Source organism: Streptomyces virginiae, assembly GCF_000720455.1.
Taxonomy (GTDB): domain Bacteria; phylum Actinomycetota; class Actinomycetes; order Streptomycetales; family Streptomycetaceae; genus Streptomyces; species Streptomyces virginiae.
Genome location: NZ_JOAK01000001.1, coordinates 344,738 through 368,463, shown reverse-complemented (window position 1 = coordinate 368,463; position 23,726 = coordinate 344,738). Strand labels below are relative to the sequence as shown.

General features: G+C 72.7%; 22 protein-coding genes. 14 read left to right on the top strand and 8 right to left on the bottom strand.

The window, feature by feature from the left end; all coding sequences use genetic code 11:
• Nucleotides 1–53: 53 nt before the first annotated feature.
• The 4 genes from galE to IG86_RS0101740 all read right to left on the bottom strand — a co-directional run bounded on the left by galE (nt 54) and on the right by IG86_RS0101740 (nt 5,250).
• Nucleotides 54–1,076 carry a UDP-glucose 4-epimerase GalE gene (galE, locus tag IG86_RS0101755; RefSeq protein WP_030894154.1) on the bottom strand — a complete coding sequence of 341 codons (1,023 nt, stop codon included), beginning with the start codon at nt 1,074–1,076 and terminating at the stop codon, nt 54–56.
• A gap of 69 nt (nt 1,077–1,145) precedes the next feature.
• Nucleotides 1,146–3,017: a glycosyltransferase family 2 protein gene (locus IG86_RS0101750; RefSeq protein ID WP_030894152.1), complete on the bottom strand. Its 1,872-nt coding sequence runs from the start codon at nt 3,015–3,017 to the stop codon at nt 1,146–1,148.
• Nucleotides 3,018–3,144: 127 nt separating this feature from the next.
• Nucleotides 3,145–4,191 carry a UDP-glucuronic acid decarboxylase family protein gene (locus tag IG86_RS0101745; RefSeq protein WP_051784911.1) on the bottom strand — a complete coding sequence of 349 codons (1,047 nt, stop codon included), beginning with the start codon at nt 4,189–4,191 and terminating at the stop codon, nt 3,145–3,147.
• A 426-nt stretch (nt 4,192–4,617) separates the two neighbouring features.
• The gene (locus tag IG86_RS0101740; protein WP_030894146.1) at nt 4,618–5,250 is read right to left on the bottom strand and encodes a TetR/AcrR family transcriptional regulator; all 633 of its coding nucleotides are present in this window, start codon (nt 5,248–5,250) and stop codon (nt 4,618–4,620) included.
• Between the two features lie 126 nt (nt 5,251–5,376).
• Here IG86_RS0101740 and IG86_RS0101735 point away from each other — a divergent pair, with 126 nt between their 5' ends.
• From IG86_RS0101735 to IG86_RS0101695, 9 genes are all read left to right on the top strand, one after another.
• Nucleotides 5,377–6,315, top strand: a complete 939-nt coding sequence (locus IG86_RS0101735) for an alpha/beta fold hydrolase (protein WP_030817379.1) — start codon at nt 5,377–5,379, stop codon at nt 6,313–6,315.
• A 257-nt stretch (nt 6,316–6,572) separates the two neighbouring features.
• Entirely contained in the window at nt 6,573–7,517 is a 945-nt protein-coding gene (sigJ, locus tag IG86_RS0101730) for an RNA polymerase sigma factor SigJ (RefSeq protein WP_030894144.1), read from the top strand.
• A gap of 112 nt (nt 7,518–7,629) precedes the next feature.
• A complete protein-coding gene (locus IG86_RS0101725; RefSeq protein WP_030894142.1) occupies nt 7,630–8,832 on the top strand; it encodes an NAD(P)/FAD-dependent oxidoreductase in 1,203 nt (400 codons plus the stop codon).
• 255 nt (nt 8,833–9,087) lie between these two features.
• Complete coding sequence (locus IG86_RS0101720; protein ID WP_037847099.1) at nt 9,088–9,834, top strand: VOC family protein; 747 nt, start codon at nt 9,088–9,090, stop codon at nt 9,832–9,834.
• Between the two features lie 376 nt (nt 9,835–10,210).
• Nucleotides 10,211–11,668: a sensor histidine kinase gene (locus tag IG86_RS0101715; RefSeq protein ID WP_398225630.1), complete on the top strand. Its 1,458-nt coding sequence runs from the start codon at nt 10,211–10,213 to the stop codon at nt 11,666–11,668.
• On the top strand, nt 11,665–12,342 hold the full coding sequence (locus IG86_RS0101710; RefSeq protein ID WP_030894138.1) for a response regulator: 678 nt from the start codon (nt 11,665–11,667) through the stop codon (nt 12,340–12,342). The genes IG86_RS0101715 and IG86_RS0101710 overlap by 4 nt, the downstream gene beginning before the upstream one ends.
• A gap of 226 nt (nt 12,343–12,568) precedes the next feature.
• On the top strand, nt 12,569–13,315 hold the full coding sequence (locus IG86_RS0101705; RefSeq protein ID WP_030817368.1) for an ABC transporter ATP-binding protein: 747 nt from the start codon (nt 12,569–12,571) through the stop codon (nt 13,313–13,315).
• A 40-nt stretch (nt 13,316–13,355) separates the two neighbouring features.
• Nucleotides 13,356–15,920 (top strand): ABC transporter permease, encoded by a 2,565-nt coding sequence (locus tag IG86_RS0101700; protein WP_030894135.1) that lies wholly within the window; start codon nt 13,356–13,358, stop codon nt 15,918–15,920.
• A gap of 156 nt (nt 15,921–16,076) precedes the next feature.
• Nucleotides 16,077–17,426 (top strand): hypothetical protein, encoded by a 1,350-nt coding sequence (locus IG86_RS0101695; RefSeq protein ID WP_030894133.1) that lies wholly within the window; start codon nt 16,077–16,079, stop codon nt 17,424–17,426.
• Nucleotides 17,427–17,495: 69 nt separating this feature from the next.
• Here IG86_RS0101695 and IG86_RS0101690 read toward each other — a convergent pair whose 3' ends face one another.
• Nucleotides 17,496–17,891, bottom strand: a complete 396-nt coding sequence (locus IG86_RS0101690; protein WP_030817362.1) for an SHOCT domain-containing protein — start codon at nt 17,889–17,891, stop codon at nt 17,496–17,498.
• A 175-nt stretch (nt 17,892–18,066) separates the two neighbouring features.
• On the opposite strand from IG86_RS0101690, the gene IG86_RS0101685 reads away from it, so the two are divergent.
• Complete coding sequence (locus IG86_RS0101685) at nt 18,067–18,744, top strand: GAP family protein (protein ID WP_030894130.1); 678 nt, start codon at nt 18,067–18,069, stop codon at nt 18,742–18,744.
• A 65-nt stretch (nt 18,745–18,809) separates the two neighbouring features.
• Nucleotides 18,810–19,367, top strand: a complete 558-nt coding sequence (locus IG86_RS0101680; protein ID WP_045936293.1) for a potassium channel family protein — start codon at nt 18,810–18,812, stop codon at nt 19,365–19,367.
• A gap of 68 nt (nt 19,368–19,435) precedes the next feature.
• Here the strand turns inward: IG86_RS0101680 and IG86_RS0101675 are convergent, their stop codons facing one another.
• The 3 genes from IG86_RS0101675 to IG86_RS0101665 all read right to left on the bottom strand — a co-directional run bounded on the left by IG86_RS0101675 (nt 19,436) and on the right by IG86_RS0101665 (nt 21,708).
• On the bottom strand, nt 19,436–19,864 hold the full coding sequence (locus IG86_RS0101675) for a hypothetical protein (protein WP_030817354.1): 429 nt from the start codon (nt 19,862–19,864) through the stop codon (nt 19,436–19,438).
• Between the two features lie 98 nt (nt 19,865–19,962).
• Entirely contained in the window at nt 19,963–21,339 is a 1,377-nt protein-coding gene (locus tag IG86_RS0101670) for an FAD-binding oxidoreductase (RefSeq protein WP_030894125.1), read from the bottom strand.
• 69 nt (nt 21,340–21,408) lie between these two features.
• Nucleotides 21,409–21,708, bottom strand: coding sequence for a hypothetical protein (locus IG86_RS0101665; RefSeq protein ID WP_030817348.1), 300 nt, complete (start codon nt 21,706–21,708; stop codon nt 21,409–21,411).
• Between the two features lie 155 nt (nt 21,709–21,863).
• Between IG86_RS0101665 and IG86_RS0101660 the strand changes: the two genes are divergently transcribed.
• The 3 genes from IG86_RS0101660 (at nt 21,864) to IG86_RS0101650 (ending at nt 23,654) form a co-directional block, all read left to right on the top strand.
• Nucleotides 21,864–22,604 carry a PP2C family protein-serine/threonine phosphatase gene (locus IG86_RS0101660; protein WP_030817345.1) on the top strand — a complete coding sequence of 247 codons (741 nt, stop codon included), beginning with the start codon at nt 21,864–21,866 and terminating at the stop codon, nt 22,602–22,604.
• 297 nt (nt 22,605–22,901) lie between these two features.
• The gene (locus tag IG86_RS0101655; RefSeq protein WP_030030412.1) at nt 22,902–23,105 is read left to right on the top strand and encodes a cold-shock protein; all 204 of its coding nucleotides are present in this window, start codon (nt 22,902–22,904) and stop codon (nt 23,103–23,105) included.
• Nucleotides 23,106–23,282: 177 nt separating this feature from the next.
• A complete protein-coding gene (locus IG86_RS0101650) occupies nt 23,283–23,654 on the top strand; it encodes a hypothetical protein (protein ID WP_030817340.1) in 372 nt (123 codons plus the stop codon).
• Nucleotides 23,655–23,726: the final 72 nt, after the last annotated feature.

The window sequence follows — 23,726 nt, the reverse complement described above, 5'->3', positions numbered from 1 at the left end:
CTGTCAGACGAACTGCAGTGAATGGGAGGTGAGATGAGGCGGCCGCGGACGCGTCAGCCCGTGTAGCCGGAGGGGTTGAGCTCCTGGAAGCGCCACGCGTCGCGGCACATCGTGGCGAGGTCCCGGGTCGCGGCCCAGCCCCATGCCTCTGCCACCGCGGTGGGATCGGCGACGAGCTCGGTCACGTCGCCCGGGCGGCGCCCGGTCACCTCGTAGGGGATCGGCCTGCCGCAGGCCCTCTCGAAGGCGGCGACGAGGTCGAGGACGGAGGACCCCACCCCGGTACCGAGGTTGAAGACGCGCATTCCGTTCTCGTCCCCGAGGTGTTCGAGGGCGCGCCGGTGGCCCTCGGCCACGTCCATGACGTGGATGTAGTCACGGATGCCGGTCCCGTCGGGGGTGGGATAGTCGTCGCCGAAGACGCTGAGCCGTTCGCGGCGGCCGACGGCGACCTGTGCCAGGTACGGCATGATGTTGTTGGGCACTCCGCGGGGGTCTTCGCCCAGCAGTCCGGACGGGTGGGCGCCGACGGGGTTGAAGTACCGCAGGGCCAGCACGCTGAGTTCGGGCAGGCGGCGGCAGGTGTCGGCCAGCACTTGCTCGCAGAGCCACTTCGTCGAGGCGTACGGATTGGTCGGGGCCGCCGGATCCCCTTCCGTGAGGGGCACCTTGGTGGCGTCCCCGTAGATCGAGCAGGACGAGGAGAACACCAGCCGGTGCACTCCGTGCGCGTGCATGACCGACAGCAGGGCGGTCGTACCCCCGACGTTGATGTCGTAGTAGGCGATCGGGATCTCCACGGACTCGCCCACCGCCTTCTTCGCGGCGAAGTGGATCACCGCGTCGATCGGGTGCGAGGCGAATAGGGCGTCCAGCGCGCGCCGGTCCCGCAGATCGGCCCGGTGAACGGCGGCGATCGGGCGTCCCGCGATCTTCGCGACGCGCTCCAGGGACTCCGGTGAGCTGTTCGAATGGTCGTCGACGACGACCACCTCGTAGCCGTGCTGGAGCAGTTCGACGCAGGTGTGGCTGCCGATGAAGCCGGCACCGCCGGTGACCAGGACCGTCGTGGGCATGCGAGTGGGATCCCTTCTCCGTGATCGTCTGGGGGGGTGAAGTGGGGGTGGAGAGCCGGTGCGCCGGTGTCACCAGCCGAAGATGCCTGCCGCGTAGACCGGGAACAGGCCGATGGCCAGGGCGAGCGGCAGCAGCGTCAGCGCTCCGGCCAGCAGCGGCAGGCGGGCCGTCACCACGGCCTTGTGCTTCGGCACTCCCGCGGCCCGGGCCATCTCCACGACGTGCAGCCCGGCGACGGTGAGGGTGACCAGCGCGTACGAGAGCGAGCCGAGGATGCACAGGAAGACATATCCCGCGGCGGGACCGGTGAGCTCGCCGGTCACGGCCGCGCAGGACAGGGCGGTGGTGATGATCAGGTAGGGCGCCACGAGCCGCAGAGGCAGGGGCTCGAGCCCGTCGGTCGACTTGGGGGTCACCTTGAAGACCACCGGCCGGGGGCGCAGCTTCTGCACCAGGGCCGCGCCCACCCCCCAGGCGACGAAGGGCCAGCGGGCGAGCCCGAAGAGCCAGCTCTCCCAGCTCAGGACCGGGGCCTTGGCCGGGCGGAGCAGTCCGCGTCGGCGCACGAGCGCGGTCAGGAGGATCAGCCATACGGACATCGCCCAGAAGTGGCCGAGGAACGAGAAGTAGTTCACGTTGATCCACGGCAGACCGGTGACGGCCGCCACCGGAGGCAGCGCCAGCCCCATCGTCGTGGTCGCGGCGAGCAACGGGTAGTAGGAGAGGGCGAAGGCGAACCGCAGGCGCAGCCAGCCCCGCATACGGCCCAGGTGGCGCGGCAGCATCCCGAAGAGCATCACCGCGAGGCTGCGGGACCACTGGAACTCCTGGGTGGCCATGGCGGCGAAGGTGACGGGGCCGTCGCCGCGCGCATGGGCATCGATGGCGAACGATCCCTGCCAGCCGGCCGAGTTCATCAGGAACGTGGTCGAGAAGTCCTCGGCGAGTTCGGGCCCGATGCCGCCGATGTCCCGGACCGCCTCCGTACGCACCGCGTAGTGGGAGCCGATGCACAGGGGTGCGAGGCCAGCCGAGTGGCCCAGCTGAACGGCCCCGTGGAAGACGGCTTCCCGGTGCAGTCGGCCCCGGGCGGACCAGGAGACTTCGGCGTTGGCGTCGCACACGCTCGGGGCAGCCACGTAGCCGATCGCGGGATCGGAGAACGGACGCACCATCTCGGCCAGGTACGTGCGGCTCGGCACGTGGTCGCAGTCCAGCTGGGCGACGACGTCGTAGTCCCGGTAGCCCCAGTGGTCGTAGAAGAAGGCGAGGTTGCCCTCCTTGCAGCGGGTGCGGCGGGGCCATGTCGGCCGGTGGTAGTCCGGTCGGTCCCGGCGGCAGGAGACACGTACGCCGTTCGCTTCGCACCAGTCCAGGACGTCGCCGGCGGGGTCCTCGTCGCACAGCCATACGTCGTAGGGGTGGGGATAGTCCTGGTGGAGCATCGCCTCCAGCGTGGTGCGGGCGATGTCCCAGTGCTCGGACGGGGCGCGAGTGACGACGAACGCCGCACGCACCAGCGGGACTTCGATCTGCGAGTCGAAACGGCGCAGGCGGACGACCGCGACCAGGAAGTGCACGGGCAGCAGCGCCAGGTAGAGCAGCAGCGCGCTGTTGACGGCCAGGCCCACCCAGCCGATCCGGTGCTCGGGACTCAGCCACCAGACCCAGAACCAGACGAGGCATCCCACCCACCCCAGGGTGAGCGCCGCCACCTTGACCCGGTCGGCCGTCCCGAACTGGCGGACGAAGCTCGTGGGGCGGGTTTCCAGGGCACGGCGCGGCTCGGCGAAGACGGGCCCGTCGGGAGGAATCTCGGCGACCCGACCCCGGGAGAGCTCGCGGATCTGGTCCTTGAGTGTGGCCTGCTCTCCGGACGGGCCGGGGATGCGCCCGTCGGTCGCGGCATCGCGTACGAGCCCTGGCTGGGTCGGGGTCATGTGAGCGCGCTCCGGGATGATCTCGGTGTGGCGCCGCGAGAGCCTCACGGCCGCCTTGTCGGGAAGGGACCGCGGGGAGGGCGTGCGGTCACGCCGCTCCCCGCCGGAGGGGGAGGATCCGGGTCGTTCAGGCCTGCGCGGGGACGGATTCCGCCGTGACGGACACGGCGCCGACGTACTTCCTCGGGGGCGGCATCCCGTCCTCCTGGCCGCCGCGGATCGCGGCGGCCCCGGCCGAGAGGTCGGCGGGACGGGAGGCGAACCAGGCGCTGGTCCTGCGCAGCCCCTCCTCGATGTCCACCTCGGGCGACCAGCCGAGTGCGTCGCGCGCCCGGGTGATGACCGGGCGCCTGCGGGTCGGGTCGTCGACGGGGAGCGGGTGGTACTGGATCTCCGACAGCGAGCCGGTGAGTTCCAGCACCATTTCGGCGAGCTCGGTGACCGTTCGCTCGACCGGATTCCCGAGGTTGAAGGGTCCGGCCTCGGAGGAGTCGAGCAGGGCGATGAGACCGCGGACGAGATCGTCGACGTAGCAGAAGCTCCTGGTCTGCTTTCCGTCGCCGTAAATGGTCAGGGGCTCGCCGGTGAGGGCCTGGGTGATGAAGCTGGAGACCACCCGTCCGTCGTGCGGGCGCATGCGCGGACCGTAGGTGTTGAAGATCCGCGCGATACCGACATTCATTCCGTGGGTGCGGCGGTACGCGACCGAGATCGCTTCGGCAAATCGTTTCGCCTCGTCGTACACGCTGCGAGGTCCGACGGAATTGACGTTGCCCCAGTAGTCCTCGTCCTGCGGGTGGACCAGCGGGTCCCCGTAGACCTCGCTCGTCGACGCGAGGATGAACCGGGCATGGTGGCGCAGCGCCAGCCGGAGGGCGTTCTCCGTCCCCCTGCTGCCGACTGCCAGCGTTTCCAGCGGCTGGCGCAGGTAGTCGGGAGGCGACGCCGGGCTCGCCAGGTGGGCGACGGCGTCGACGCGGCCGGGGACCTCTGCGGAGACGCTGACATCTGCACGAATGAATTCGAAGGCCGGATCGGGGAGCAGGTGTGCGATGTTCCCGGGCTCGCCTGTCGAGAAGTTGTCCAGACACACTACGGAGTCCCCACGCCTCAGCAGGGCCTCACAGAGATGCGACCCGAGGAATCCACCGCCACCGGTGACGGCAACGCGCATACGGTTCTCCAGGAATCGAGAGCGGAAAGCCTCATGTCGCGTTCCTGGTGCAGCCGGCCCACGTGCGCGGCGACCGGAAGCGAACGGGCTCAGGGGGAAACTCAGGCAAGAATATGGACATAGGTAAGACATTTTTAAGAAGCGCAAATCCGCGCTGCGCCACTTGGCGGCCGGGTCCGACATGCCGCGCGCCGTCGGCCCAAGGGCCTCTTGCCCTCGCGCCACGATCAGCGCACATCTCGGCCTCACTCGCCCGTGTGAGCGGGCCTCGCGCGCGTCAGGACCGTCCTGCGGGTGCCCCGCTCTCGGGCCGCCCCCCCTCTCGGCGTCGACTCGGAGCACCGCTTCGAAATCGTCCCGGGTGCAGTGCAGTCCCCGCCACGCCACCCGGGAGGGGTCAGCTTCGCGTGTTCGGCCGTACTCCCGTCATCGGCCGACGCGAGCCGGGGCGCGCGTGGCCGTCGTGAAGATCCGGTCCAGGTGGTGGCGGAGCACCGCGATCGCCGACTCCGGGCTCCGCTGGCCGACGAGGATGCTGGTGCCCAGGGTCGCCGCCATCGCGAGCAGGCTGATCGCCTCCGTGCGCGCGTCGGCTTCCGGGTCGGCCAGGCCGGCCGCCTGTGCCTGTTCGAGGAGTCCGGCCAGGGCGTTCTCCGCGGCGTCGGGGTTGTCGATGAAGGGCTGGGCGGCCAGCGCCCCGTCGGTCACCGACAGGATCGCGTAGGAGCTGTACAGCAGGTGGAAGGTCCGGCTCTCCTCGTCGGTCGGCAGTGAGGCCAGCAGCAGCGCCTCCACCGTGGCGCGCGGGCCCGGCTCCGGGCCGGCGGCGGCCAGGCGGGCGCCGACCCTCGCGGTGAAGCGGTCGGTCAGGTGCCGGAGGCCGTAGAAGAGCAGCTTCTCCTTGGTCTCGAAGTAGTACTGCACGAGCCGGAGCGACACACCGGCCTCGGCGGCCACCTCGCGCATGCCGACGGCGTGCAGTCCGCGGCGCCCCGCGACCCGGATGAGCGCCTCGGCGATCTGCGCGCGCCGCTCCTCGTGATCCACACGCTTCGGCATGTTCCCGTGTCTCCGCCCGTCGATGGTGGGTACGTGATCCGCCCCCCGACCCTTTGATGATACCGATGTACCATATTAGTGATACGGTCGTACCACGAAGAACGGATCTTCCCAGGAGGTGCCGCCGTGCCCGAGAACACCGCCCGCGTACGCCGCGATGTCGGCCGCTACGTCAACGACACCCTGCGCGACCGCTACTTCGCCGCCGAGGACGTGCTCCACGCGATGGGGGCGCCCGTCCGCTCCGAGACGGACGTCGAGACGAGCTTCGGCACCACCCACGTCTACCGCTACGGGCCCTCGGACCCCGCCGCCGAGTCCCGGACCCCGATCGTCCTGATCCACGGCGCGGCCTACTCCTCGGCCATGTGGTTCCCCAACACCCCCGGGCTCAGCCTCGACCGTCCCGTCTACGCCCTCGACACCCCCGGCGACGCGAACCGCAGCGTCCACCGCGAGCCCATGTGGCAGCCCGAGCGGGCGGCCCAGTGGATGGACGAGGCCCTCGACGCGCTCGGCCTCGACCGGGTGCACCTCGTCGGCTCCTCCTACGGCGGCTGGCTCGTCCTCAACCAGGCCCACCGGCGGCCCGGACGGCTCGTCTCGGTCACCGCCCTCGACCCCGGCGGCCTGGAGAAGGTCGGCCTGCGCTTCTTCGTCTGGATCTTCATCAGCCTGTTCGCCACCTTCGCCCCGAAGGCCCTGCGCCCCCGGCTCGCCAAGTGGCTGGACCAGCCGGTCCTCGCCATCCCCGAGATGCGCAAGTGGATCCAGCTCGGCGCCCGCGCGTACCGGATCCGCCGCCCCGCGCCCCTGCCGCTGGCCGAGGACGCGCTGCGGTCGATCCGGACCCCGCTCTACGTGATCATGGGCAAGCACAGCCTGCTCGTGCACCCCAAACGGCAGCTGGAACGCGTACCGCGCCTCGTCCCGGGAGCCCGCGCCGAGATCATCACCGCGACCGGACACGGCCCGCAGATCGACCACCCCGACGTGGTCAACGCCCGGATGCTGTCCTTCATGGAGGACGCCGACTCCCTCGACCCCGCCGCGGTCGACGCGTAGGAAAAGGCCCAGGTCACCGACCTGGGCCTTCGCCCATGTCCACACCCGGACAGCGGGTGACGGCGCGGTCAGGAGCCCTGGGCGTCGGATCCGAGTACGCGGTGAGTTCCGCGAGCACGGCGCCTCCGGACGGGGCGTTTGCGGCGACCACGGTGCCGGCTCCGGCATGAACCCACCTTCAGGTGGACGGGGATGGCTCCGGGACCGGCCCCGGGCCGGCCCGGCATGATCGGCGGGACACCCCATAGGATCGCGGCATGGCGCTGCTCATGAGTGACGTGGACCGCTTCGAGGCCGCGAGGCCCCGGTTGGAGGCCATTGCCTACCGGCTGCTCGGCTCGTCGAGCGAGGCCGAGGACGCCGTGCAGGAGACGTTCCTGCGCTGGCAGGCGGCGGACGTCCGGCGGATCGAGGTGCCCGAGGCCTGGTTGACGAAGGTCCTCACCAACTACTGCCTCAACCAGCTGACTTCGGCCCGCGCGCGGCGCGAGACGTACGTGGGGCGCTGGCTCCCCGAGCCGTTGCTCGACGGCGACCCCATGCTCGGCCCGGCCGACACCGCCGCGCAGCGCGAGTCGGTCTCGTACGCCGTCCTCGTCCTGCTGGAGCGCCTGTCGCCCAACGAGCGGGCGGTGTACGTGCTGCGGGAGGCCTTCGACTACCCGCACCGGGAGATCGCCGAGATCCTGGACGTCACCGAGGCCGCCAGCCAGCAGATCCACCACCGGGCCAAGAAGCACGTCGCGGACGGCAGGGTGCGCACCGAGATCGACGCGGCCGCCGCCCGGCGCATCGTCGAGGAGTTCCTGGCCGCGGCGACCAGCGGCCGTACCGAACCCCTCGTCCGGCTGCTCACCCAGGACGCCGTCTCGGTCGGCGACGGCGGCGGCAAGGTCCCGGCCCGCGCGAAGGCGTTCGAGGGCGCGCTCGCGGTCGCCACGTTCCTGCGCGGCCTGTTCAAGCCCGGCAAGGCCAAGCGGGCCATCGTCGGCGGCACGCCCGAGATCTACGCGACGACCGCCAACGGCGGGCCCGCCGTCGTCGCGGTCGTCGACGGCCGGCTCGTCGGGATCACCTGCCTGGACGTCACCGCCGACGGCATCGTGGCGGTCCGCAGCCAGGTCAACCCCGACAAGCTCGTCCGCGCGACGCGGCGGTGGGCCGCGTCGGACCACGGGGAGGGGCCGCTCCACACCCTCTGACACGGCGTGACGCAGGTCACATCCCGATCCTGTCAGGAAATGCGGGGCTGCCCGGTTCAAGGGGCGACACCACGCCGGACAACGGCGGACCCGCCCAGACAGGAGCACGGACATGCAGCACCGCATCGTCGTCCTCGGAGCCGGCTACACCGGTGCCGTCGCAGCCGGCCGTCTCGCCAAGCGACTGCACCGCGAGGACGTCACCATCACCCTCGTCAACCCCGAGCCCGACTTCGTCGAGCGCGTCCGGCTGCACCAGCTCGCGGCCGGCCAGGACCTCAGGCCCCGGCCGTTCGCCGGGATGTTCGCGGGCACGGGGGTGGACCTGAAGCTCGCGAAGGTCACCGCCGTGGACGTGGACCGCAAGACGGTGTCGGTCACCGCCGCGGACGTCACCGAGCCGCAGGAACTGGAGTACGACACCCTGGTCTACGCCCTCGGCAGCGGCTGGAACGACGGTGGCGTCCCCGGCGCGGCCGAGCACGCCCACGAGATCTCCAGCCGCCCCGGCGCCCTCCGCCTGCGCGACCGCCTCGCCGCCCTGGCCGGCGGCCGGCCCGTGGTCGTGGTCGGCGGCGGCCTGACCGGGCTGGAGGCCGCGACCGAGATCGCCGAGGCCCGCCCGGACCTCGACGTCTCCCTGGCCGCCCACGGAGGCCTCGGCGACTGGCTCTCGGAGAAGGGCCGCGCCCACCTGCGCAGGACGGTGGACGGACTCGGCATCACGGTCCACGAACACGCGGCGGTCGACGCCGTGGCGGCCGACCGCGTCACGACCGCCGACGGGCGGACCCTCCCCGCCGACGTCACCGTCTGGACCACCGGATTCGCCGTCCACCCCGTCGCCCTGGCCACCGCCCTCGACGTCACCGACCGCGGCCGCATCGTCGTCGACGCCACGATGCGCTCGGTCTCCCACCCGGACGTGTACGCCGTGGGCGACGCGGCGATGGCGGTCGGCCCCGCCGACAAGCCGCTGCGCATGTCCTGCGCCTCCGGCGTCCCCATGGCCTGGCAGGCCGCCGACGCCATCGCCGCGCGGCTCACCGGCACCAAGGTCCCCCAGGTCCCCATCCGCTACGTCCAGCAGTGCATCTCCCTCGGCCGCAAGGAAGGCCTGATCCAGTTCGTCACCGCCGACGACCGCGCGGTCGACAAGGCCCTGACCGGTCGCGTGGCCGCCTTCTACAAGGAGCTGATCTGCAAGGGAGCCGCCTGGGGCGTGGCCAACCCGACCCTGGGCATGCCGACCCGGCGCCGCCGTCTCGCACGCCAGGAGACCCGGAGCCGCGCCCGCGCGCAGGCAGCGGCCTGACCCCGCGGGGCAAGAGCGCGGCGAGCGCGCGGCGCGACCGCGCACGCCGCCGCCGATACGTTCCGCCGGGCGGGGTGCCGGTCGCCGTGTCGGCGTGGGCGCGGGCGGCGGCGCCACGAGGATGTGGCCGACGTTTCCCGGGAGCTCCCACGAGTACCGTGGGAGGGGCATCCGGGGCCGCACCGGCGGATGGGGATGACAGGCGTGTCGACATCGAGTCACGAAACATTCGGCGCACCCTGCTGGGTCAGCCTCATGGCGCGCGACGTCGGCGCGGCGCAGGCCTTCTACAGCGCGGTCCTCGGCTGGCGGTTCGGGAACGACCGCCTCGGCGAGGGGTTCGCCGTCGGCTTCAGCGACGGGATCCCGGTGGCCGGCCTCGGCTCCGTGCCCACCGGCGTCACGGTCCCGGTCGCCTGGACCCCGTACTTCGCCGTGGACGACGCCGACGTCACGGCCGCACGCATCCTGGAGCGCAGCGGGACCGTCGCCGTCGGCCCCCTCGCCTTCGGTACCGGACGGGCGGCGCTCGCCTCCGACCTCGACGGGGCGGTCTTCGGGATCTGGCAGGGCGACGCCATCCCCGACTGGGGTATGGGCGGCGAGGCCGCGCCGGCCTGGCTCGAACTGCGCACCAGGAACGCCTTCGACGCCGCCATCTTCTACGGCGAGGTCCTGGAATGGGCCTGTTCCCAGGCGGGCTGCTGCGAGGTCGCGTACGTGGAGGAGGACAACCGCATCCTGCTGCGCCACGCGGGCCGTACGGTGGCCCGCCTGCACGGCGGGACGCTCGCGCAGGCCCCCGACCCGGCCCTGCGGCCGCGCTGGCAGGTCCACTTCCGGGTCCCCGACCTGGAAACCGCGGTGAAGGCCGCGACCGATCTGGGCGGCAGCACCGTCTCCGTGGCGGACTCCGGTCCGGGCCCGCACGAGGTCACCCTGCGCGATCCCGAAGGCGCGCTGTTCGGGATCGTCGGGCCGGCCGATTCCGTTCCCTTCTGATCCAGCGCCCCCTTCCCCCTCTGCCTTTGGGCAGAGGAGGAGATCGGCCGCAGGGCCCATGCCGGCGCGCAGTGGGGCGTCGATACTGGTCAGCGTGGTGCCCATCAGCTCTTCGCGTCGTCCCGCCCGCCTCCGCCCGGTCGCGCAGACGCTCGGCGTCGGCCTCGCCGGCCTGGGCGTGTACGCGGCCGTCGGCCACCTCGGGTACCTGCCGCACCCGCCCTTCCAGCTCGTCGTCCTCGCCGCGGCCGCCGGGCTCTTCGCGCTGCGCCGGCGGTGGCCCGGGCCCGTGCTCCTGGTGCTCGCAGCGCTGACCGGCCCGGTGCCGGCCGTCGGGCCGGTCACGGCGGCGGCCGCCTACTCCGTGGCCCGCCGGATGGCCCGGCCGCGTCCGCGCGCCCGGCTGCTCGCCGCCGCCGGGGCCCTCCTCGTGGTCTGCGCGACGGTGACCGGCCCGCGGCTCGGGCCCGGGTCGGCGGCGTACGGACTTGCCGTCGGTCTGGTCCTCGCGCCGGCCGCCGTGATCGTCCCCGGCCTGGTCGGCACGGCGCAGGGCCAGCAGGGCCGCCTGCTGCGGGCACTGCGCGAGCGCGGTGACGCGGCCGAGCGGGCCCGCCGGCTGGCCGACAGCGAGGCCCGCATCCACGAGCGGTCCCGCATCGCCGCCGAGATGCACGACCTGGTGGGCCACCGGCTCAGCCTGGTGTCACTGCACGCCGGCGGGCTGGAACTGGCCCTGGAGGGGGCGGCTCCGCAGCTGCGCGAGGAGGCCGTCCTGGTGCGGCGCACCACCCGCGACGCCATGCGCGAGCTGCGCCAGGTCCTCGGCGTACTCGGGCCGCTCGCCCGTGACACCGGGCCCGACGCCCTCACCCACGCGACCGGCACCCGCGCAGACATCGAGGCGCTGGTCGCACAGTCCCGCGACGGGGGGATCGCGGTACGGCTCGACTGGACGGGACCGGACCTCGACGCGCGTCCCGCCCCGGTCCGCCGGGCGGTGCACCGCGTCGTACGGGAGGCGCTCACCAACGTGCACCGGTACGCGGCCGACGCGCACGTCACCGTGACGGTCGAACACGACACCGCCGTGGCGGCCACCGACGAGGCGGCCACCGCCGCGGCCGACGGAGCCCGGGTACGGGTCACCGTACGCAACGGGGCGCGGCCCGGGCCGCCGGCGCCCGTGGAGGAACCGGGCACCGGGCGCGGCCTGACCGGACTGCGCGAGCGCGTGGAGCTGCTCGGCGGGACGTTCGAGGCCGCCGCCCTGCCGTCGGGCGGGTTCCGGGTGGCCGCGGCCGTGCCCGCCGAGCCGGCCGGGCCCGGCGGCGGCCCTGCCGCCCGGCGCGCCGACGACGGGCCGGGGACGCTCACGGCGGCCGGCCAGGGGGCGATCGGAACGGACCCGACCGCCCCGGAGCCCGCCGGCCCGGGCCCGGACGGGCGGCGGACCGCCGAGGTGCTGACGCTCGGCTTCGGGCTGGCGGCGCTGTCCGCGCTCATGGTCATCGGGATCGCCTTCGTGTACGCCGCCCAGCCGTCCGGCCGCTCCGGGCCGCCCCCGCTGCCGCGCATCGGCATGACGTACGCGGAGGTGGCGGGGTACGGCGTGCTGGACAACGCCGCGGTGCGGGCCGCGGCCACCGGCCACGAGCCGCCGCGCCCGGCCGGTACCACCGGCTGCGTCTACCCGTTCAACGGCGCCACCGAGAGGCACCCCGGCGGCCTGCTCATCGCCCGCTACTGCTTCGACGCCGCCCAGCGGCTGATCGCCATCGACCGGTTCGACGTCCCGTCGGTCCGGGACGCCACGCCCTGGGAGACCCCGTGACCGCACCCGCCCGGCCCATCCGTGTCCTGCTCGCCGACGACGAGACGATGATCCGGCACGGAGTCCGCCTGATCCTGCGCCACGCCGGCGACATCGACGTCGTCGCCGAGGCCACCGACGGACGGCAGGCCGTCGAGCTGGCGGCCGCCCACCGGCCCGACGTGGCACTGGTGGACATCCGGATGCCGGTCTGCGACGGCCTGGCCGCGATCGCGCCACTGCTCGCCCTCGATCCGGCGCCGCGCGTGGTGATGCTGACGACCTTCGGCGACGAGGACAACGTCATCCGGGCGCTGCGGGAGGGCGCCACGGGCTTCCTCCTGAAGGACGAGGGTCCGCAGGAACTGATCGGCGCGGTACGGGCGGCGGCCGCCGGCGACGCCGTGCTCTCCCCCGGCGTGACCGGGTCGGTGATCGCCCGGATGCTGCGCGGCGGCGACCGGGACGACTGCGGCCCCGCGCCCACGGACGAGCGCATCGCGCGGCTCACCGTACGGGAGCGCGAGGTCCTCGCGATGCTGGGAGAGGGGCTGTCGAACCAGGACATCGCCGGACGGCTCGGCATCGGGATCGGCACGGTGAAGACGCACGTGGGCGCGATCCTGGAGAAGACCGGCTCGGCGAGCCGGGTGCAGGCGGCCCTCCTCGCCCACCGGACCGGCCTGGCCTCCTGACGCCGGACGGCCGCCGGCCTGTGCCCGAAGGCAGAGGCGGCGCGGCCGCGGCTGTGCCCCAAGACAGAGGCGGCGGGCCCGGCGCCCTCCCTCGGACAGAGCCCGACTCCAGCCTCCAGCACGATGTCTGCGCAGGTCAGGGCAGTGAGCATGGAACGCGTCCCCCGGTCCGGCCACCCCTTCGGGTGAGGACCGACGCATCTCGCACCCGAGGCGGAGTCCCCACATGTCGCAGCCCTCTCCCCACCCCCGGCCGGCCGCCCGCGCCACCGGTCTGACCAAGGTGTACGGCAAGGGGGAGACCCGGGTGACCGCGCTGGACGCGGTCACGGTCGACTTCGCCCGGGGCCGGTTCACCGCCGTCATGGGCCCCTCGGGCTCCGGCAAGTCCACGCTCATGCACTGCCTGGCCGGACTGGACACGGTGACCTCCGGCTCCGCGCGCATCGGCGGCACCGAGCTGTCCTCGCTGTCCGAGAAGCAGCTGACCGCGCTGCGCCGGGACAGGGTCGGCTTCGTGTTCCAGGGCTTCAACCTGATGCCCACCCTGACCGCGCTGGAGAACATCACGCTGCCGCTGCGGCTCGCCGGACGCCGGCCGGACGCCGCCTGGCTGGAGGCCGTCGTCGCCACGGTCGGCCTGACGGACCGGCTGGGCCACCGCCCGGCCGAGCTGTCCGGCGGGCAGCAGCAGCGGGTGGCGGTGGCGCGGGCGCTGGTCTCCCGGCCCGAGATCGTCTTCGCCGACGAGCCGACGGGGAACCTCGACTCGCGCTCGGGCGCCGAGATCCTCGGCTTCCTGCGCGACTGCGTACGGGAGTTGGGACAGACGGTGGTGATGGTCACCCACGACCCGGCGGCCGCCTCGTACGCGGACCGGGTCCTGTTCCTGGCCGACGGCCACGTCGTCGACGAACTGCACGAGCCGTCCGCCGCGGCCGTACTCGACCGGATGCTCGGCTTCGAGAGCTGACACCCCGTCCTTCTCCTCTTCCTCCCCGAAAGCCTTCCCCATGCTGCGAACAGCCCTGCGCAACCTCCTCGCGCACAAGGCCCGTCTGGCCATGACCGTCCTGGCGGTCTGTCTCGGTGTCGCGTTCGTCTCCGGCACCCTCGTCTTCGCCGACTCCTCCGCCGCCGCCCACCGCGCCGCCGCGTCGAAGGGCTTCGCCGGTGTCGCGGTCACCGTGACCCCGAAGGACCCCCCGGACGCGCCCCCCGGCGAAGAGCGCACGAACGTCCTGGACGACGCGCTCGTGCGCAAGCTGGCCGCCGTGCCCGGTGTCGCCGCCGTGCGGCCCACCGCCGACGGCTCGGCCACCCTGTCCGCCGCCGACGGCACCCCGCTCCGGGCCGGCCGGGCCAGGGCGAACCTCGGCGCCGCCCACGTACCGGACGGGAACGGCGAGGACGGGCGGTATCCGCTGGTCGAGGGCCGGGCCCCGCGGAGCGGCGACGAGATCGCCGTGGACGCGGGCACCGCCGCAGCCGGCCGATACCGCCTCGGGGACACGGTCACGCTGGCCACCGACGGCCCGGTCATGACCAAGCGGCTCGTGGGCACCGTCGCCACGAAGGACACCCGGGTGACCGCGGGCGGCACCCTCGCCCTGTTCGACAGGGCCACCGCCCAGCAGCTGTTCGCCTCTCCGGGCCGGTACACCGGGATCGACCTGACCGCCGCGCCCGGCACCGGCCAGGCCGAACTCGCCGGCCGGGTGGCCTCCGTGCTCCCCGCCGGGCGGGCCGAGGCCACCACCGGCGCCGCCCAGGCGGCCCAACAAGCGCTCTACGTCGACACCCTGACGCGTGGTCACGCCAAGCTGCCGCTGGTCTTCGCCGGGGTCTCGCTGTTCATCGGCTCCTTCCTCATCGTCAACACCTTCACGATGCTCGTGACGCGGCGCACCCGCGAGATCGCGCTGCTGCGGGCGATCGGCGCCTCGCGCCGCCAGGTGGCCGGCTCCGTGCTCGCCGAGGCCGCCCTGCTCGGCCTCGTCGCCTCCGCCGCGGGCTTCCTGCTCGGGCTCGGCGTCGCCGCCGTGCTGCCCGGCCTGCTCGGCACGGCGCAGGACGCCCTGCCCGACGGGCCGCTGGTGATCGGCCCGCGGCCCGTCGTGGCCGCGCTCGGCGTTGGCGTGGGCGTCACGGTGCTCGCCGCGTGGCTGCCGTCCCGCAGGGCGGCGAGGGTCGCGCCGGTCGAGGCGATGCGCTCGGCGCAGCAGCCGCCCTCCGCCACGCGCTCGCGGATCCGCGCCGCCGCGGGCCTGGTCCTGCTCGTCCTCGGCGTGGGACTGCTGGTGTCCCTGAGCGGGGTGGAGGACGCCTCGGAGCAGAACCTCCAGGACGCGATGCTCGCCTCCGGCATCCTCCTCGTCGCCCTGATCGTGCTGGCGCCGCTGCTCGCCGCACCCGTGATCCGGCTGGCGGGCCGGCCGACCGGCCGCTTCGGGCCCGTCGGCCACCTCGCCCGGGAGAACGCGCTGCGCGACCCGCGGCGCACCGCCGCCACCGCCTCCGCCCTGATGATCAGTACGGCGCTGGTGGCCGGGCTGGCCGTCGTCGGGAACTCCACCGCACAGGCCCTGGACCGCCAGGCCGCTGGGGGACTCGGCGCCGACTACGTGATCGGCACCCGCACCCCCACCACCGGCATCGACCCGGCCGCCGTCGAGCGGGTCGCCGCCACGGCCGGAGTGCGCACCGCGGCGGCGGTCGCCGACGTGCCGGTGTTCATCGGCGGCGGAGTCCGGCAGATCGCCGGAGTGGACCCGGCGGCCGTGGACGCCGTCATGAGGCTCGACTTCACCGGCGGCTCCGCCGACGACCTCGGGCCGGGCCGGATCGCCGTGTCCGCCACGCTCGCCCGGGAGCAGGGCCTGGCCGCGGGCGACCGGATCGAGGCACGCATCGGACGCGGCCACGAGCCACGCCCCTACACGGTCGTCGGCGTCTACCGGGACAACCCCGCCGCCGGCGACGCGCTCGGCGACCTCGGCGAGGTACGGCGCAGCGGCTTCCTGCCCGACTCCGTCCAGCGGATCCTCGTCCGCACGGACGACGGCGCCGCCTCCGACGCCGTGGCCGAGCGGCTGCGCACCGCGGTGGGCGCCAACCCGCTGCTGAAGGTCCAGGACCGGGCGGCCCTCGTCCACGAGGCCGCGGGCAGCGTTGGCGAGCTGCTGACCCTGATGTACGGGCTGCTCGCGATCGGCGTCGTGATCAGCGCGCTCGGTATCGTCAACACCCTGGCCATGTCGGTCTCGGAGCGGACCCGGGAGATCGGCGTGCTGCGCGCCATCGGCATGGACCGCGCCGGCGTACGGCGGATGATCCGGCTGGAGGCCGTGATCGTCGCCGCCTTCGGCACTCTGCTGGGGCTGGTGGGCGGGGTGTTCAGCGCCTGGGCGGTCGGCTCGCTGGCGAACGGCGCGATGGCGCAGTACTCCTTCGTGCCGCCGTGGGGGACGCTGCTCGCGGTGTGCCTGCTGTCCCTGGTGATCGGCGCGGCCGCGGCGGTCGTACCCGCCCGCCGGGCGGCGGCGCTGAGCCCGCTGCGCGCGGTCGCCTCGGCCTGAGGTCCGAACCCGGGGCGGCCGGAACGGCTCAGGCGGCTGAGGCGACGTCACCTGTAGGGCCCAGCTGAACAGGCGCGACCGGTGACGGCCTGTGTCCAATGGCAGGGCGCGGCTGTCCGCCGCGCCCTGCCGTGCCCAGCCGTCCCCGGGAGTGCCATGAGCGAGCCGTCCCCGTCACCCGGCGACCCGCCCGGCGCGGCGCCGACCGACCGCCCGACAACCGCCCGGGGCGGCGGATCCCGTGGCGGGCGGATCGCGAAGAGCGCCGTGTCGGCGGTACTGATCACACTGACCTGCATCTTGGTACCGCTCTCCCTGCTCACCGTCTGGGTGCACGACATCGTGCTGGACACCGACCGGTACGTCTCGACGGTCAAGCCGCTCGCCTCGAACCCCGCGATCGAGGAGGCCGCCGTGGGCCGCATCACGAAGGCGGCCGACGTACGCGTGGACGGCTCCCAGGTCACGGCCGACCTGGCGAAGTGGCTGGAGTCCCAGGGGCTGCCGCCGCGCGTGGGCAACGCGGTCAAGGCACTGGGCCCGCAGCTGGACTCGGCCGCCGACCAGGTCGTCTCCAAGGTGGCGACCCGGTTCGTGGAGAGCGACCGGTTCGAGAAGGTGTGGACCGTGGCCAACCGCGCCGCCCACAACGCCGTGGTGCACGCGCTCACCGGCAAGGGCCGCGGTGCGGTCGGCGTCGACGGAGGCACCGTCACCCTCGACGTCGGCGAGGCGGTCGACAAGGTCAAGGAAGAGCTCGTGGCCGCCGGGGTCTCCCCGGCGGAGAAGATCCCCGAGGTCGACAAGCAGATGGTGCTCTTCCAGAACGACAAGCTGGGGCAGATCAGGGGCGCGGTGCGGCTGCTCGACGTCCTCGGCAACTGGCTGCCCGTCCTGACGGTCGTCCTCGGCGCGGCGGGCGTGCTGCTGGCCGCGCGCCGGCGCCGGGCCCTGGTGACGACCGCCCTGTGCGCGGCGTTCGCCTGCCTGCTGGTCGCCATCGCCCTGGTCGTGGGCCGCCGTTACTACCTCGACCACCTGCCCGCCGAGGTCCAGTCCCCGGCCGCGGCGGCGGCCGTCTTCGACACGCTGGTGCGGTTCCTGCGGGTCAGTCTGCGGACCGCGATGGTCCTCGGCATCGTCGTGGCGCTCGGCGCCTACCTGTCCGGTGCCGGCCGGCTGCCGCGCGGCGTGCGCGGCCGGGCCGACCGTACGGCCGACTCCGCCGCCCGCTGGGGCGCCGGACACGGGGTGCACACCGGCGGCGCGGGCCGGTGGGTGGAGGCCCACCGGCACGCGCTCACCGTGGGCGCGCTGCTCGTCATCGCGCTCGTGTTCGCGCTGTGGAACCACCCGACCGTGCTGACGGTGCTGCTGCTGGTGCTGATCCTGCTCGCGGTGCTCGCCGTACTGGCCCTGCTCGCGGCAGGCGGCCGCGTCGCCGACGGCGCGGGCGGCGCCGGCGGCCCGGCCGACCGTCCGGCCCCGCGCCCGGACCGCGAATGAGCCCGGCCGGCTCCGCCCCGGGCGGGGCGGAGCCGACGGGACTCATGTGGCTAGCGGGGCTCGTTGGGCTCAGGCCAGGATCCTGGCCTTGGCCCGGTCGAATTCCTCCTGGCTGATGTCGCCCTTGTCCTTGAGCGCGGAGAGTTTGCTCAGCTCGTCCGCGGAACCGCCGCCACCGCCGCTGCCGGCAGCCTGCTGGACGTACGAGCGGAAGGCCGCCTCGTTCTCCTTGATCTGCTTGGCGTCCCGTTCGTGCATGCTGCGGCCGCGCGCGATGACGTAGATGAACACGCCGATGAACGGCACCAGCAGCACGAGGATCAGCCATCCCGCCTTCCCCCAGCCGTGCAGGCTGTGGTCACGGAAGATGTCCGTGATGACTTTGAAGAGCAGGAAGAACCACATGACCCACAGGAAGAACCACAGCATCGTCCAGAAGAGGTTGAGAAGTGGATAGTCGTCCATGCCCGACTCCGATCATGCACGTGGTACTTCATTGATACAGGCGGGTCCGTTACTCCGCATGCGGAGCGAATGCCGCATCTTTTGCACCCGTACGTGGGGCGTGCCAACCATGGACGCATGAGCATTCCCTTCCCGGTACCCGAGGAAGGGTCTATCCACCGACGGGGAAAAGCCGATGGTGCTTGACCTGATCGTCATCGGGCTGATCATCACCCTCTATCCGCTGCCCATCATGGCCTTCGTGCTGGTGGTGTCCGCGCCCGGTGGTCTGTGGAAGGGGCTCGCCTTCATCCTGGCCTGGCTCGGCTGCCTCGTCGCCGTGATCGCCGTCGTCCTGCTCCTCACCGGGGGCCAGCCCCCGCCGCCGCGCTCCCCGCCGTCCACCGCCGGTCTCGCGCTCCGCCTGGCCATCGGCATCGGGCTGGTCGCCTACGCCGAATACCGGCGCCGGCGGCGCCCCGGAGCGGGCGCGGCGCCCGCTGTCGACGGGTCCGGCCCGGCGGGAGAGCCGCGCGCGCTCTCCCGCATGGACCAGGCGTCCGCGTGGTCCGCCGCCGGGCTCGCGGTGCTCCTCCAGCCGTGGGGCATGGTCGGTGCGGCCGCCGCCACCGTCATCGAGGCGAACCTCTCCGACAACGCCACGTACCTGGCCCTGTTCGGCTTCTGCGTCCTGGCCTCCTCCACCCTCCTGGCGATGGAGCTGTACATGGTGTTCGCCCCCGAGCGGGCGGCGCGGGCGCTGACGGGCCTGCGGGCCTGGCTCTCCGACCACAAGGACCCGGCGATCGTCCTCGCCTGCCTCGTCCTCGGCCTGTGGCTGGTGGGCAGGAGCCTGTACGACCTCACGCGCTGACGGCGGCCCGCCGTGCGCCCGGCGCTCCGGTCGCCGGATGCGGTCCGGGCCGTTCTCCTGAAGGCATGGAACGCAACGCTGCCCGGCGCCGCCGGCGCGTCCTGCTGGGCCACTGCCTGCGCGGGACGGCCTCGGTCGTCCTGCTCACGGCGCTGTACTTCATGGCGCCGCTGGAAGGCGGCTTCGGCCTCCTGACGGTCCTGACGCTCGTGCTGGGGCTGCTGGCGTTCGGTCTGCTGACGGCCTGGCAGGTCGCCGCCATCGCCCGTTCGGAGTATCCGCGGCTGTCCGCCCTCGAAGCGATGACGACCGCCGTACCGCTGTTCCTGATCGTCTTCTCCGCCACGTACTTCATGCTCTCGGAGAGCGTGCCGGGCACCTTCTCCGAGCCGCTGAACCGCACGGACGCCCTCTACTTCACGGTCACGGTGTTCGCGACCGTGGGATTCGGCGACATCGTCCCCGTCACCGAAACCGGGCGCGTGCTGACCACCGCGCAGATGGTCGCCGACCTGATCGTGGTGGGCGTCATCGCCAAGGCGCTCTTCGGCGCGATGAAGATCGCCATGCGCAAGAGGAGAGCCGGGGACCTGCCGTTCACGGACGAGGACGACGGCCCCTGAAGAGCAGAAGTCCCCGTCCGGAGAACCGGACGGGGACTTCTGCTCTTCGGGGGGGACCGGTCACCCGGTCAGCACTTGAGACCGGAGGAGGCGGCCGTCGTGGCCTGGTCCAGCGACTGGATCTGGGGCTGCAGCTGGGTGAGCGCGTCCTTGCCGGTCGTGTCGCCCGGCAGGTCCTCGTAGCCCTTCTTCAGGTTCTCGGCGGCGGACTGGACCGCCTCGCGCTCCGCGTCCTTCAGCTTGCTCGCGTTCTCCTTGACGTTCGCCCAGTCCTCCTGCACGGCGTCGTAGGCTTCCTTGATCTGGTCCTTGGTCGCGACGGCGGGGTTCAGGGCCTTCAGCTTGGCGTTGTCGGCCTTGAGCGCGTTCAGGTCGGTGCACAGGTCGGCCGAGGCCTCGGAGGCCTCCTCCGCGGGGGAGGAACTGTCGTCGGAGCACGCGCTGAGGCCGAACACCGCGCTCAGGCAGAGCACACCGACCACCGGGAAACGCTTCATGGAGGGGCCTTCCTCGATCAGGGCAAACCAGGCGTACGGGACCTTCCGGTACTACGACAAACTATGCACAGCCGGACACGGTCCGCATCCGCACCGCCTCAGGCGGCAGGCTGGATGTTCTGGTTCAGGTGGAAGAGGTTGTGCGGGTCGTACGTCCGCTTGACCTCGGCCAGACGGTCGTAGTTCCCCTTGTAGTTGGCCCTGATCCGGCTCTGGTCGTCCTCGGCCATGAAGTTGATGTAGCCGCCCTCCTCCGAGTGCGGTGCGGTGGCCTCGTAGTAGTCGCGGACCCAGGCGATGTTCGCTTCGCTATCCGCCGGGTCCGGCCACATGCCGGCGATGACGGTGGCGAAGGAGGCGTCGCGGTAGGCGAAGGCCGTCTCCTGCGGTCCGACGCGGTGGCAGGCGCCGTTGATCGGGTAGATGTGGACCGTCGAGTTGACGGCGGGCAGCTTCGGGCCGTGCACCAGGTGCGCCTCGATCGCGGACTCGCTCAGCTCGGTCACGAAGTTGGCCTTCCAGTAGTGCTGGAGACCGGGCGGCACGAGCGCGTCGAAGGCGCTGTTGAGCGCCGGGTACGGCATGGGGCCGACGTGCTCCGCGACCACCGGGGCGAAGTCGTGGAAGGCCTGGAGGGCCTTCTCGCCCTCGTCGAGCGGCCCGGCCCAGCACGCCACGATCAGGGCGAACGGATCGCCGTGCCGGTCCGCCGGGATGAACGGGAGCGGAGGCGCCAGCTGGAAGGCCGGGAAGCCGCCGAGCTGCTCCGGGGCGTCGGCGATGTAGTCGGCGAAGGACCGCAGCACGGTGGCCGCGTCGTCCAGCTCGAAGAGCATCGGGCCGCCGTAGATGTCCTTGACCGGGCTGAGCCGGTACTCGAAGGAGGTCACCGCGCCGAAGTTCCCGCCGCCGCCGCGCAGCGCCCAGAAGAGGTCGGGGTTCTCCTCCTCGCTCGCCACGAGGAGCCGGCCGTCCGCCGTCACCACATCGGCCGAGATCAGGTTGTCGCAGCTCAGACCCTGGCCGCGGCACAGATAGCCGATGCCGCCGCCGAGGGTGAGCCCGCCGATGCCGGTGGTGGAGATGATCCCGCCGGTGGTGGCCAGCCCGTAGGCGTAGGTCGCCGCGTTGAAGTCGCCCCAGGTGGCGCCGCCCTCCGCGCGCGCCGTGCGGCGCGCGGCGTCGACGCGTACGCCGCGCATCCCCGACAGGTCGGCGACGACGCCGTCGTCGCAGGTGCCGAAGCCGGGCACGCTGTGGCCGCCGCCCCGGACCGCGAGGTCCAGGGCGTTCTCCCGCGCGAAGTCGACCGCGGCCATGACGTCACCGGCGTTGGCGCAGCGCACGACGACGGCCGGCCTCCGGTCGATCATGGCGTTGTTGACCGCGCGCGCCTCCTCGTAGGCGGCGTCGTCGGGGGCGACGACCGCCCCGCGTACCCGTTCCCGCAGCTGGTCGATCGCGAGCTTGCCCATGACCATCGCTCCTCGTCCGTCGTACCTCGCTCTCACGCCGCGCCGAGACGCGGGCGCCGGGTGCTGCCCCTAAGGCCCCAGGTGGCTGAAGCCCACCTCGAAGTGCTCGACCGTGACGACCTGCTGGCCCTCCCGCCTGGCGGTCTCCTCGCGGATCCGGTTCGCGAGTTCCTCGCTCTCCCGCATGCTCCGCTCGTCCTCCCACAGGGTCAGCGACTTCGCCTCCCCGGTGGCCCGGTCGACCAGGTAGAAGACGCCCCGGAAGCCGGGCACGTCCTGCACCTGCCGGACGATCTCCTCCGAATGCGCGCCCAGGTCTCCCTCAGCGGGGACGGGTGATCCCTGGTAGGTGCTCAGCCTCGCGAACATCAACGGCAGTCCTTCCTGGCCCGGCCGCCGTCGGGGGACAGGCAGCTCCACGACCAGCGTGCTCCGGCAGACCGCGCCGCGCATGCCGGAGCGGCGCGACAATGGTGGCGAGGTACGCGTCTGCCGGAGCCGTTGCGGAGAGGCGGGACGTCGAGGTGACGTACATAGCTGTGACCGCCCTGAGCCATGTCGGGCTGGTCCGCGAGCACAACGAGGACAGCCTCGTCATCGGGCCGTGGACCCTGTGCGGGACCGTGACCCAGAACCCCCAGACGCTGGTGTTCCCCTTCGGCAGACCGCTCGTCGTCGCGGTCGCCGACGGGCTCGGCGGACAGCCGGCCGGGGAAGTGGCCAGCGAGCTCGTGGTGCGCCAGCTGTCCTCGCTCGGCCCCTCCCTGGACTGCGCGGAGGCCGTCGCCGGCGCCCTGGACCTCTGCAACGACGCGGTGTACTCGGCCGCCGACGGCCGGCCGGACCTGACCGCCATGGGGACCACGGTCGCGGGCGCCCTGGTACTGGCCGAGTCGCTGCTGGCCTTCAACGTCGGCGACAGCAAGGTGTTCCACGCGGCGCGCGACGGCCTGCGCCAGGTGAGCGTGGACGACAGCCCGCCCCCCGCGCCCGGGTACCGCACCACCTCCGCCGTCACGCAGGTGCTCGGCGGCAGCCGCGGGCACAGCGCGATCACCCCGCACATCGAGACCTTCCCGCTGGCCGAGGGCGACCGCTACCTGGTGTGCAGCGACGGGCTGACCGACCCGGTGCCGGACGACGCGATCGAGGAACTGCTGCGGGTGCACGACGACGGCAGGGCGGCGTTCGAGCTGTGGAAGGCTGCGATCGACGCGGGGGGTCCCGACAACATCACGCTCGCGCTGCTGCGCATCGGCGCCTGAGGGGACCGCTGGGCGCCCCGGTACCAGGAGGGGCGTTCATAGGATCAAAGGACCGGATATCCAGTACCGCGACGCAGGAATACCTGAACGGAAAGACTTACCGGGCCCACCCGTTTTCCCTGTGCTACGGTGACGCCAGTTGCGGTTGTGGTCCCCAAAAAGCTTACAAGTGCTCTCACCCGATTTTCCGGTGGGTGCACTTTTCATTTCCGGTACAGATTTCCGGTCGGGGCAATCATCTCGTCGACGCCGGGTCCGCACAGTGCGGCCCGGGCACTGCCCCAAAGGAGAACTCGCATGGCATCCGGCACCGTGAAGTGGTTCAACGCGGAAAAGGGTTTCGGCTTCATCGAGCAGGAGGGTGGCGGCGCGGACGTCTTCGCCCACTACTCGAACATCGCCACGTCCGGCTTCCGTGAGCTCCAGGAAGGCCAGAAGGTCACCTTCGACGTCACGCAGGGCCAGAAGGGCCCGCAGGCCGAGAACATCGTTCCCGCCTGACGCTGACGCCCTCGCCGACGCCGGCCCTGCTACCGGTGTCGACGCGAGAGCGAACGGGCCCGCGGCCCGCACCTCTGCGTGCGGGCCGCGGGCCTTTTTGCCCGCCCGTCGGGAATCGGCCGCCGCCGCGCCGGAAGCGCCCCCCGGGGCCGGGCCCTCTTGCTAGAGTCCCTGCCCATGTCGATCCCTGACGACCTGCTCCGCGACCTCGCCGCCATGGTCGAGTCGGAACAGACCAATCAGATGTCCCTGACGGTCGTCGTGAACGGCGCCGTCATCACCGGCCGCCTCGCCCCCGAACGCGTCTGGCGCCAGCGGGTGGCGGAGGTCCTGCGGGACTCCGACCAGCTCGGCCCGTTCGCCGAGGTGTTCGGCTCCCCCGAAGGCACGGCCGGACAGCCAGGCGGCCCGCCCTCACACCTGCACTTCCACGTGGCGCGCATCCTCCAGGGCCCGGTGGGCATCCCCGAGACCGGCGGAATGTACCGGATCGCCCTCGACAACGTCAGCGCCTGGACGGTCGGGGACTTCAGCTACTCCGACAAGTAACAGCCGCCCCCGGGCAGCCGCCACCCCCCGCCCTCACACCTCGGACGGCCCCCGCGCACCCGCGCGGAGGCC